The organism is Nostoc sp. DedSLP04, assembly GCF_034530775.1.
GTDB lineage: Bacteria > Cyanobacteriota > Cyanobacteriia > Cyanobacteriales > Nostocaceae > Nostoc.
Genome location: NZ_JAVRCL010000003.1, coordinates 54,022 through 66,148, shown reverse-complemented (window position 1 = coordinate 66,148; position 12,127 = coordinate 54,022). Strand labels below are relative to the sequence as shown.

The 12,127-nt window shown below is 42.1% G+C and carries 10 protein-coding genes; 2 read left to right on the top strand and 8 right to left on the bottom strand.

The window, feature by feature from the left end; genetic code table 11:
* Positions 1–37: 37 nt before the first annotated feature.
* The 8 genes from RMX89_RS02530 to RMX89_RS02495 all read right to left on the bottom strand — a co-directional run bounded on the left by RMX89_RS02530 (position 38) and on the right by RMX89_RS02495 (position 7,799).
* Positions 38–694, bottom strand: coding sequence for a DUF1361 domain-containing protein (locus RMX89_RS02530; protein WP_322670693.1), 657 nt, complete (start codon positions 692–694; stop codon positions 38–40).
* A gap of 185 nt (positions 695–879) precedes the next feature.
* Positions 880–1,104, bottom strand: coding sequence for a hypothetical protein (locus RMX89_RS02525; protein ID WP_322670692.1), 225 nt, complete (start codon positions 1,102–1,104; stop codon positions 880–882).
* Between the two features lie 78 nt (positions 1,105–1,182).
* The gene (locus RMX89_RS02520) at positions 1,183–2,382 is read right to left on the bottom strand and encodes a hypothetical protein (RefSeq protein WP_322687799.1); all 1,200 of its coding nucleotides are present in this window, start codon (positions 2,380–2,382) and stop codon (positions 1,183–1,185) included.
* Positions 2,383–2,522: 140 nt separating this feature from the next.
* Entirely contained in the window at positions 2,523–4,430 is a 1,908-nt protein-coding gene (locus RMX89_RS02515) for an iron uptake porin (RefSeq protein ID WP_322687798.1), read from the bottom strand.
* A 300-nt stretch (positions 4,431–4,730) separates the two neighbouring features.
* On the bottom strand, positions 4,731–5,207 hold the full coding sequence (locus RMX89_RS02510) for a hypothetical protein (RefSeq protein WP_322670689.1): 477 nt from the start codon (positions 5,205–5,207) through the stop codon (positions 4,731–4,733).
* A 165-nt stretch (positions 5,208–5,372) separates the two neighbouring features.
* The gene (locus RMX89_RS02505) at positions 5,373–6,137 is read right to left on the bottom strand and encodes an ABC transporter ATP-binding protein (RefSeq protein WP_322687797.1); all 765 of its coding nucleotides are present in this window, start codon (positions 6,135–6,137) and stop codon (positions 5,373–5,375) included.
* A gap of 92 nt (positions 6,138–6,229) precedes the next feature.
* Positions 6,230–6,883 carry an energy-coupling factor transporter transmembrane protein EcfT gene (locus RMX89_RS02500; RefSeq protein ID WP_322670687.1) on the bottom strand — a complete coding sequence of 218 codons (654 nt, stop codon included), beginning with the start codon at positions 6,881–6,883 and terminating at the stop codon, positions 6,230–6,232.
* Entirely contained in the window at positions 6,876–7,799 is a 924-nt protein-coding gene (locus tag RMX89_RS02495; RefSeq protein WP_322687796.1) for an energy-coupling factor ABC transporter permease, read from the bottom strand. The genes RMX89_RS02500 and RMX89_RS02495 overlap by 8 nt, the downstream gene beginning before the upstream one ends.
* A gap of 910 nt (positions 7,800–8,709) precedes the next feature.
* Here RMX89_RS02495 and RMX89_RS02490 point away from each other — a divergent pair.
* Both RMX89_RS02490 and RMX89_RS02485 read left to right on the top strand, forming a co-directional pair.
* Positions 8,710–9,948 carry a glycosyltransferase family 2 protein gene (locus tag RMX89_RS02490; protein ID WP_322687795.1) on the top strand — a complete coding sequence of 413 codons (1,239 nt, stop codon included), beginning with the start codon at positions 8,710–8,712 and terminating at the stop codon, positions 9,946–9,948.
* Between the two features lie 102 nt (positions 9,949–10,050).
* Positions 10,051–11,910 (top strand): glycosyltransferase, encoded by a 1,860-nt coding sequence (locus RMX89_RS02485; protein ID WP_322687794.1) that lies wholly within the window; start codon positions 10,051–10,053, stop codon positions 11,908–11,910.
* Positions 11,911–12,127 lie beyond the last annotated feature (217 nt).

Sequence of the window (12,127 nt, the reverse complement as noted above, 5' to 3'; positions counted from 1 at the left end):
AAAATCCCAAAATTAAAAGCCAAAATTCCCACATAGATCAAATGTTTGGCGTATTAGAGTTTGTGCGTCCTGAGTTTATCCCTATTCTGCTATTTGATTGGCTAAGACCTAAAGTTACTCGTTTCATAATCCAGTACAAACCTGCAAGTACCACAAAGGTGATAGCAATAATCACCAGGGGTTGTTTTCCCAGAATTTCTTCTACTCCTTTGGTAAGTACAGCATCGGGTTGAGTAATAAAATCCCAACTGTTGAAACGCAAAAATCGCCCCCAATAAACACCAACAGCACAGAGAAAATGTGTAATTGTCTCAACGCGCCAAATCCATTGGCTCTTACCAATACGATGTAAATAGTGACCCCAATTAATTAACGATATTACATAAGCTTCAAATCCACTTAAAATTACTAGCAAATACAGAGGAATAAGTACTAAAGTAATCATCCACACCGATTGAATCGTGCGAATATCATCTATCAAGTGAATTACATCGGTCAACAAATATGGTGCATTTGGTAAGAAAGCATAGAAAACTAAGAATCCTAGCCACCAAAGCCAAGTGCCGCCGCGCCTCATGCGAAATAGCCAGACACTCAAAGCCAAAGGTATAAAAGCCAGAAATAAATTCCAAGTCATCCAACTCATATTAATTCGCAAGACCTGCACAACTCTGGCTATCAATTCTTCTTTCATAGGTGCTTACTCGGAAGATGTTTGATTGATGTAGATTTACTTTGTAGTGTTAGTGTTAACCTTATCGATTAAGTTTTTGTAGCCTCCAAGAAAATTAATTTTCTCCAACATCAGACAATATTTTTGTGTTAGTTAGAGGTAAATGCATACTGATATATGTCCAAAATTTAGAGTTTTTGTGTATTTTATGCTGGAGGATGAAATTTATCAATCAATCGGCTTAAGTCTACTAGTATAGCCAGAAAATCATCAGGGTAAAAGATACCACCGAAAGGTAGTCTGAGCAACAAAAACGCCGCGAATATATGATGGTGGGCTTTTTTAATTGCAATGTATGCCTCTGTGCTAACTATTATATTGATTTCATTTTGCCCTGCTAGAGTTCCAGAAGCATTCAGAATTTTTGTCAAGTTAGCCTTTGGTTAGGGGCGGACGAGACGCCCACCCCACAAGAAGTAGTTGGATATTTTTTATTGAAAAGTCCCTAACTAACGCAGTAGCACTCGACTACGAGGGCCGATCGCTTGTTTTGGTAAAGTGGGCATTGTACAACTCTTAGCAGAATCTTGCGAACAAGCGGCTTGAACAAGGGTTGCAGGGTTGACAACTACTTGATTGACCTCTAGGGAATTACTGTTACTCAATTCCATATTAGGTGTAGTAGAAATTGATGGTGAATTCGACCCAGATGTGTACGTTGTAGGTGTCGAGGAAGCGCCACTATCAACTATTGGTGTAACAGTAAATGTGTTACCGCCATCAACCATTGGCGAAACAGTGAATGTGTTTCCACCATTAACTACAGGTGTAGGAGCGATCGCACTACCATCACTAACTACAGGTGTAGGGGCGATCGCACTACCATCAATTACTGATGGAGGAATGGGTGTACTACCACCACTAATTACTGGCGGGGGAGTGGGTGTGCTACCACTGCTAATTACTGGTGGGGGAGTGGGTATGCTACCACTACCAGTAGTTGGTGTAGGAGTTATGAGAGTTGCAGTTGCAGGTACTTTGATTTGTATTCTTGCCAGAGGTGCGTTAGTCATTTCCAAAGATGTCACCTTTGGCGAACCTGGGAGATCGGATTTGAAATCAAAGACTGTGGGGGTGGCGCTACCATTGCGATCGCTATATCGGACTCCATATCCACTCACTTCAAAAGTGCCCTGATACTGGTTTCCAGTGTTTGGATCGGTGACAGTACCAGTGTATAAGGCTTTTGTGAGATTAAATTCATCCTGAACTACTCCTTGAAATGTGGTTCCTGCCAATTGTCCTTGGTATTTATAGGGTGTCAACTCACCGCCAGAGAGAATCGGCGAAGTGAGAACGCCATTAAAGGAGACAATCGGAATGCCTTTAAAGTCAACAAAATAATGCAGACTACCATCAGAGCGTGTTTGTACCTGCACATAGTCTGACTTGTATATAGGAACATAATTAGGATTGTTCTTAGTACCTAAGTTCCGCGAGTAAGTTCCCGTGTCGTCTGTATCAATGCGAGTAGTGCTTTGATTGAAATTGGGATTATTTCTCGGAAGTTGGATAGTACCCGATAATGTGCCAGTGCTTTGAATTGTGATTTGAGCCGAAGCATTTGTTCCACTTAAACCGATGAAGACTGCGGCTAAACTGCTGCTAACAAGAAAACAACCCAAATGAACTGATGAATTTAATTTCATGAAAAACTTGCTCCTTTAATCACGTATCAAAAAAAAACACGCACGAGCTTTCCTTGCTCTCATCAGGTAATGAAAGCATCTAATACTGAATTAATCGGTAGTAGAACAGCATATTTTATTACATTTACATCAGTACAAAATTAAAACCGGAAACTTGCTCTTAATGTCCCAACGATTAATGCATCGTTAGCGGCATTGTGATCGGGATTGAAAATAACGAATAAGCCTGGAGTCAAGGCGATATTGTCGCTCAGTTGGGCGCGGTAAAAAACTTCTACGTGAATTGATGTGTCACTACGTCCACCTGCTGTCCCCCCATCAGAAAAGTTGGGAAAATTGAAGCCGTCGGGTAAAGTACTGGAAGTAATTTTGGGCGGTTGTCCAACAAGAACGCCCCCTAAATTACCAGGACGAAACAAATTAGGAAAAGCTGCAAATACCATCCAGTTGGTAGTTTCTACACTTCCCGAAAGTTTAAATGGCTTGGAAGAAGTAAAGCCGCCCCAACCGCCCAAATGCAAGTTAGGGTTAATTCGCCAAGCAACGGTAGCACCAATTGCTTGAGTATCGAAAGCTGTAGGATTTGCAAAAGGTGAAATCAGTTGCGAATCGCCAATACCACCTCCCAATAAGCCATCTGGGGAGTGGGAATAAAGATAATGTACGCCGACATCGATGTTATTTGTGGGTGCTAAACTTAACTGAGCGCCAGCAGTATATCTACCACCAAATAGTCCGCCCTGCTTGGTGTCGCCAGGAAAACTGGGAATTTCGGCACTATAAACGCCTTGTAAACTGATGCGATCGCTAATCTGCCAGTCAAAGCCTATACCACCACTGCCGTTACCAATACTTAAAATCGGGTTCCGCTGACCAAATAGAGAAATTGCACCATCGCTAGAACCTTCTAAAGGGCTAATACCGCGAAAGGTGTTGATTGGATTGACTCCCGCCGTACCGACGACAATTCCCAAGTTATGCGAGGCGAGAAATCGATAAGATAAGTCACTAACAACTAGATTGTTGTCTGTATTTGACTCAAATCCCAACCGCCCCATATTGGTAGATAACAACGATGCATTAGAACCCAAATTACCCGCAGACAACCCTGTTAACAGCAAATCTCGCCCTGTAAATGAAGTTGCTAAGGTTAGTTGGGCGCTACTTGTGAAAGTCAGATTGGTTTTTCCCTGGCGTTCAGGTACTCCATCTCTCGGAAATAAATCGACATCGGGGCTATTGGTTCCCTGGACGCTAAAAATTGCTTGACCAAATAACCTAGTAGTTGTGGAAAAGCGATTACCTTGTAATTCACTAGTCTGCTTTTCCACAACCTCGATACGCTGCTGTAATTGCTGCAACTCTGCTTTGAATTCGCCTTGCAATCTTTGCAGCAAGATTAAATCTTCATTATTAACAGTATTAATTTTATTGTTAGCGTAGGTGTAGCCCGCACTTCGGCTGCGCTCAGTGACCACCGCAGGCATCGCATCGTTAATCTTCTCCAAACAAGCATTTAAACCAGCCGCAAATTCATAACGGCTGATACTGCGATTTCCCAGATAAGTCCCATCAGGGTATCCCGCAATGCAGCCATAGCGTTCTACTAAAGACTGCAAAGCAGCAAAAGCCCAATCGGAGGGTTGCACGTCCTGGAGTTGCGATACTGAAGTGACTTGAGACATTGGATTGTCTGAGTCTGGAGGATGAAGAGATTGGGAAAATTCTTCTGTACTTTCCTGGTTCTGTACAACTTCTGTTACAGGTTGAGTATCTTTTAATTCAGGTAAGTTAGGGGAACTGATAAATTGAATTTTGTTTCTACTTTTTCTAAGTATATTCTCGTACTTATTTTTTATTGCTGACGAGGTAGTTATATCTGGTTGCACGAATTCAGGTGGTGTAATTTCAGCAGGTGAGACAACTTGAGATAAATTATCCTGTGTTGACTGTTGCACCGGGTTTTCTGGCAGAATTACGGACTTTTCTGGTAAATTTACCGCAGATATTGGCACTGTTGTCAGCACACTCGCCATCAGTAGACTCATATCACTCCTGGTATTTCATTTGACTTGCACCAATACTTCTTTTGACAGATAAAGTTGGTGTATATCAGGAAATTTTTTGGAAAAAAAGTGATAAAAGTTACCCTGTATCGGAGTGTCAAGGGAAAGCAGGGGAGTAGAGGGGCAGAGGAGCAGGGGAGCAGGGGAGACAAGGGGACAAGGGGACAAGGGGACAAGGGGACAAGGGGGAATTATTGAACAAGTCTTTTCCTTTTTTCTTGTCTACCTTGTCTCTTCCCCATGCCCCATGCCCCATGCCCCATGCCCAATGCCCCAGATAGATTATTCTGGCTCGCTACAATACTTATTCATCTGATTCACTAATGTATCTGACTGTTTGCCAAGAGTTGTAGCTGTCGTCAGTGCTGAATCAATTTCGGCTCTAGCCTTTTGGATTTTTTCTCTGCCAGATTCTGAGGCTTGTGCTGTCTTGGTTGCACCAAGCGCTTTACCTGCTTTGGCGATCGCTTGACTAAGATTTTGAAAAATTTTCACAAAACTGCTTTGAAATTCTTTCAGCTTCGGATCTGTTAGCTTCAGTTCTCCAATGGATTTAGTTACAAAGTCTAAATCTTTAGATAGCTGTATGCTAGTTATCACTTGCGTTCCTTTATTTTTATCAATTAGAGAAGTTCCAGCATTCACAACTCGAATTAGTCGCTGACACTGAGAAACTTTATTGTCACTGCAACTAGCAACTAACAAAGCAATACTTAGGCTCACAGGAGCAAGAACAGTATATTTACGTAAAACAGACATTAACACCCCAACAGCAATAAAACCCACAATATAGTATCCAATATTACGGGTAAATGAGAGGATTGGGCAGAGGGGCAAGGAGGAAAAACTTACTGTAATTTCTCGCCTGCTCCCCTGCCCAATGCCCAATGCCCAATGCCCAATGCCCAATGCCCAATGCCCAAATCACCAATCTATCGGCAAACCCAACTGGTCTAAAGTAGCACCATCTTGTAACAGTGCTTGAATATCGCTGTCTATTTGAATACGACCACCAGACAGTACCAAAGCGCGTTGAGTGACTCTGCCTAACCAATTTAGATCGTGGGAAGCAATTAAAATCGCTTGCACAGGTAACTTTAATAATACTTGCCCCAAATGACGACGCCATGCTGGATCGAGACCGTTAGTTGGCTCATCCAAAATTAGAATTGTTGGTTCTAGGGCTAAAATTGAGGCTAGGGCGGCTAGGCGTCTTTGTCCACCAGAAAGTTCGTGGGCGGAACGATTAGCGTAGGCTTCTAGACCAAAATCAGCTAATAACTGCCTAGCGCGATCGCTAGCCTCTGCTGCTTTGATTCCATAGTTACGTGGCCCAAAGGTAATATCTTCTAAGATAGTCGGCATAAATAGTTGGTCGTTGGCATCTTGGAAGCTAAAGCCAATTTGACGACGCACTTGGGGTAAAGTTTGTGGTTCTACAGGAATGCCATTAATCGTTATTTTCCCAGATTGCGGTTGTTTTAAGCCGATTAAGTTCTCCAACAAGGTACTTTTTCCAGAACCTGTTGCTCCCATCAATGCAACGCGATCGCCTTTGTTCAAGGTAAAAGATATTTCCTGTAATACTGGCTCCTGGTGGGAATATGCATACACCAGGTTCTTAACCTCGACTACGGCTGCATCGGGATTATCGGTTGATAATTGAGGATTAGAAGTTAATGATTTCAAAATTTACAAACTCAATATGTAAGGGAGTAGAGACGCGATTAATCGCGTTTTAGTGAGAGACGCGATTAGTCGCGTCTGTACTAACGAGTGGGTTAAATCTTGTAAGAAGTTAGAGTTACACTAGCAGCGATCGCCCAAGCTAGTAATAAGGCAAAACGTTCTTTTGGTCTAAGGGTAGAATCTATGGGTAATTGTCCGTTGTAACCACGAGCTACCATTGCCGCATAGACTCGCTCGGCTCGATCTAGACTGCGGAGATACAAAGCTCCAATCATGGCTGCACTGGCATAGCGCAACCATCCCGTAGTTCCATTCAAACCGCGTAGTTGAGCGCTGCGCCGCATCCGCGTTACTTCTGAGAGCAAAATTTCCATATATTGCCCAGCTAATAACAAGTTTTCCTTTAAAGGTGCTGGTACTGGTAAGCTTTTCAGGGCAATGCCGAAACTGTGGGGCGGTAAGGTTAACAAAAAACTATTCATCGTCACCAGACAAACCAGGGAACGAACTAGCAAAAAACTGGCTCGTTCCCATCCCAAGGGCAATGCTAGCAATGACAAAAAAATCAATTCTGTGCCGAGTAATCCTCCTAATTGGCGAATTGGTACGCGCAAGAAGCAAGCCCATAAAAGTGCGATCGCGCCATATACACTTAGTCCATACCAGGCATGATGCTTTAATAAAGCTGCTCCCACCACGATCGCTAGAGACAGTTGTAAGCGTAGCGGTAAGGAAAGTTTAAGCATTATTCGGTTTCACTACCTTGGCAATTCCAAAGGCAACAGCAAAGCAAACCGCAGCTCCCACCAGCCCAGCGATACTAGTGCCAATTGGCCCTAAACCCTCAATTCCATAGTCAGCTAAGGGAGTCGGCACAATTATCCGTACTTTACTGGCTAAGTGGATGAAGCCTGTATTTTCAGCAACTTTTTCCAAACCATCGGGCCATGCTGAGGCAAAGAGTGACAACACTCCTGCAATCAAAAAAATGGTAACAATAGGCACTGACCAGCCACGAAACTCGTGCTGTTCGCCTGGTAACAAATCTGGTCGAGCGGTGGCCAGATAAGTCAGCACACCCCCAGTAATCATTCCTTCGCCAATACCAATCAAAATATGCACGCCAGTCATGGCTGGTAAAACTATCGCTACCGGTGCAGTTCCAGAGAGGGCTAATTCAATGGCACAAGCGATCGCAGCTACCACTACACTCACACCAGCGGCGATCCCAGCAGCCAAGGGTAAGCGCCCTTTAGACCCTCCAAACAGCCGTTGCAAGGTTTCGGTTAAAACCCAGCCAACCCAAACCCCAACTACTGCCATGTTAAAAATGTTTGCTCCCAAGGCTGTAATGCCACCATCAGCAAATAACACGGCTTGAATAATTAAAACTGTGGCAAGACACAACGTTCCAGCCCAAGGACTGCCCAAAACGATCGCAGCTAAGGTTCCCCCTAACAAGTGACCACTAGTACCTCCTGCTACTGGAAAATTGATCATCTGGGCAGCAAAAATAAAGGCGGTGGTTAATCCCAATATTGGGGCACGACGAATACCAAAAGCCTCTTGCGATCGCCCGAAGGCAACAAATAACGCTGCCACACTCGCTAAACCAGTAGCCCCGGCCACTGGAATAGAAACAAATCCATCAGGAATATGCATGATCTACCCTGTATTTTTAGAGGTTCATTTATTCAAAACAAGCAATAAAACTACGCCATCATTTTAATAACAAACAAAATTTTTCTCTTTTTTGCAATGCCCTATCGGGGGATTTTACAATGTTACTTTTGACATATTTTCAATCGAGTCTCTACTAAATACTATACTTATTTAGTAACATATTAATTTTTGTTAAACTGATTTTTTATATTGCTAAACGTTGACAGAATGGGACTGTACTTATCTCGTCTCATTTTGTCGATCAAATTACTCCGAAAAAGAGATCGTAAATAAAATTTAACTACCTCTTACCTTATGGAGTAGTTCGTTTTTTCAAAAATCAAACAGAAATTTATAGCTATTCTTACATTTAAGAAATAGCTCTAACTATTTCTCCAAAATATGTTTTGATTTTTTGGTTTTGTAGTGTTTAATTAATTCCTTATTGCATCAAAAAATAAGTTTTTATGGGTGGAACGAGCTTATGTAATCAACATTTGCACTTTATTTTTACCTTGATGTAAAAACAATAATGTATAAGCACATTAACCAAATTTCCGATACTCCATACTAAATTAATATTCCCTGTAGTCTTATTAAAAAATTATAAAGATATGCTGAATAACCTGTATATTTGCTGACTTAGTTTACTTAAAATTACAAGATATTTTGCTAAAAATACGTAATTTTTCGTATAATATCATAAAAATAAGGGGTAAAATGTAAAATTTAAATGAAATTTAGGAAAATACTAGAAATCAAAGTGCGGAAATTACTAAACTTTCAGGGCAACTAACTGTAACAAAAGGATTCCTCAACCTTTGAGTAACTAGGTTCAATCAATAAAGTCACCAGATGTTTGATTCTATTTTCCACGGACTTTACACACCCTCGTTTTGCAATTTGGAATATGAAAACAAACTCATCAAACTCGTTGTTAACAGTATCAACTGGCCCGCTAAAGATTTCAGAGTTGCCCCCCAACCCCGTGGATACAGATGATAATTCTATTCATCTTTCTCTAGTAATTCCTACTTATAAAGAGCGTGACAATATTAAGAATGTAGTCAGCATATTGAGTAAATTACTGGATGAATCTATTGCAGGAAAGTATGAACTAATAGTGGTAGATGATGATAGCCCAGACCGAACCTGGGAGATAGCGCAATCTTTAACGACAGAATACCCCCAGTTGCGAGTGATGCGACGCCAACAGGAACGAGGGCTATCCTCAGCAGTGATTCGTGGATGGCAAGCAGCGACAGGCAGTGTGTTGGGGGTGATTGATGGAGATTTGCAGCATCCACCAGAGGTATTAATACAACTGTTGGCTAATATTGAGCAAGGAGCAGATTTGGCAGTAGCTAGCCGTCATGTAGAAGGAGGCGGTGTTAGTAGCTGGAGTGTTGTTAGGCGTTTCTTGTCTCGTGGCGCTCAGTTGTTAGGCTTAGTAATTTTACCGGGGGTATTGGGCAGAGTTACTGATCCGATGAGTGGTTATTTTATGGTGCGTCGGAGTGCGATCGCAGGTGTAACACTCAATCCAGTTGGATATAAAATTCTCCTAGAAGTAATTGGCCGCGGAAAAGTAGACCAAGTTGCCGAAGTTGGGTATGTATTCTGCGAACGCAAAGAAGGCGAGAGTAAGGTGACATGGAAGCAATATATAGATTACATCCACCACTTAGTGCGATTGCGGCTTTCCACAGGTAAAGTAGGACGATTGCAAAGAAAAGTCAATTTCCCCATTGGTCGATTTGTCCGTTTTGGGTTTGTTGGCTTTAGTGGTGTGTTTGTGGATTTAACGGTGTTTCACTTGCTGCGTACTGTAATTCATTTAGGTTTAACCCGCAGTACGATTCTTTCGGCCGGAGTGGCAATCGTAAATAATTTCCTATGGAATGATATATGGACTTTTAGTGATATTTCTCAGAGGCAACGTGCTTCGCATCAGCGTTTCAAGCGATTCTTGAAGTTCAGTGCGGTCTGTTTGGCAGGAGTTATATTACAAGCTCTAATAATTAACTTTCTCTATAATATCTTGGAAATAAATCAGTATTTAGCTAAGTTGATCGCGATCGCAGTTGCTACCATTTGGAATTTCTGGGTTAATTTGAAACTTAGCTGGCGCGTCACAGACGTGAAATAATCACAACGAGGGATTTGAGCTTTAGATTTTTGTTTTTAGATTTTAGAACGAACTTAAATCTCAAACGTCAAATCTACAAATCCATGACTGTGAGGCCCAGCAATGAGAGTTCTTTTCCAAGGTGCATTTTATTTTTACAAACAAATTATCTCGTTGCTACCTGCATCTGCTATACATTTCCTGCCTTTGGCAGATAAAAACTCTGGCTCACAACGCAAGCATTGGCATAATTGGCATCGCCTTCCTCCTTTCTGGGTTCATCTCTTGGCGATCTTAATATGGTTGATTGTCGGCATCAGCTTGCGCCTAATCAACTTGACTGCAAAGCCTCCTTGGACTGATGAGTTTGCCACCTTGGTGTTTAGCTTGGGGAATACTTTTATATCAGTTCCCCTCGATCGAGCGATCGCACCTGATATCCTATTACAACCACTGCAACTAAACCCAGCTGCAACTATTGGTGATGTCATTCATAACTTAGCGACACAAGATAATCATCCACCACTGTATTTTGTGCTGGCTTACCTGTGGATGAAGTTATTTAACAGCGATGGAGGATTAATATCGCTGTTTGGTGCGCGATTGCTACCAGCGATATTCGGTGCTGCCTCCATTCCGTGTGTTTACGTATTAGGTAGAGTAGCGTTTCGTTCGTCATTAGTGGGACACTTGACTGCTGCGATGATGGCAGTATCACCTTATGGCGTATTTTTAGCACAAGAAGCGCGTCATTATACTTTGGCAATATTATGGGTAATTGGTTCCCTCACCTGCTTAGTAATTGCCACACGTCATATTCAAAACCGCACACCTTTACCTATATGGGTAGCACTTTTCTGGATAGGAATTAATGCTTTAGGTATTGCTACTCATTATTTTTTCAGCCTTACCCTTTGCACAGAAGTCGTAATTTTGATTTTTCTGGCTTGGCTTCAATTGCAAAATAGCAGCAAATTTTCTCTTTTCTTCTCTCCTCCTTGGCGGCGTATCTATGCCGTTGTCATAGGTACTTGTGTAGCGGGTTTAATTTGGATACCAACCTTGTTAGAGAATGAAAATCGTGGTGCTTTGACCGAGTGGATTCGAGGTTCGCGCGTTGGACTAGATTGGTTAAGCCCAATTTTTCAAGCTTTAGGAACATTGATTGCCATGATTTCCCTATTACCAGTTGAATCTTCTCAAGCTTTGATTGTGATTCCTTCTGGAATAGTGATGCTGACTTTCTTTATTTGGGCAGTACCAATTTTGCTGCGTGGGATTAAAATTCAACTACAGCACCCAGAAAGCCGGATGATGATTCAGGTACTTGCTGGAGTCGTTATCAGTGCGATCGCAATATTCTTTATCTTTACGTACTTTTTGGGTATTGACCTTACTAGGGGTGCTAGATATAACTTTGTTTACTTTCCCGCGATCGTGGTTTTACTAGGTGCAAGTCTCGCAGTTTGTTGGCATCCTCCCCAGATGGAAACAGAGCCAGGGAAAAATGGGATAACAAGCATAGGTAAATGGGGAATAAACGGGAAAAAAGCCGTAATGTTAATTTGGTTAATGGGATTTTTCAGTGCAGTTACAGTAGTTTGCAATCTCGGCTATCAAAAATATTATCGTCCTGACCTGTTTGTGCAACTAATTCAACAAACATCCCCAACACCAGTACTGATTGCCACCACCCACAAAACTTATGTACACACTGGGGAAATGATGGGAGTTGCCAGGGAGATTAAACTTACAAATTCACTCCAAAATCCTCTGTTTCTCCTTGCTCATCAAGATCGAGATCCGAATGCTTCCACCATTGCTCTGGAAAATACTTTAAAAAAATTACCACGACCTTTTGACTTGTGGCTGGTAAACTTTCACGCACCCGTAGCCGAAACCGCGAAAACATGTGTTATATCTGATACTCAATCTTTGCAACCCGTAGACGGCTACGAATATGAACTTTATCATTGCCAATAAGCTGGGGACTGGGGACTGGGGACTGGGGACTGGGGGGATGAGAAAGATAACAGGGAGAAATATTGAACAAGTTTCTCCCCAATGCCCAATGCCCAATCCCCAATCCCCAATCCCCAATGCCCAATCTATATGCATCTTGTGGAAGTTCCTCAAATCTCAATATCCATAGGAGACTAGAGAAAGAAAAACAAAATATATCTGACACGTTTTTCAAATA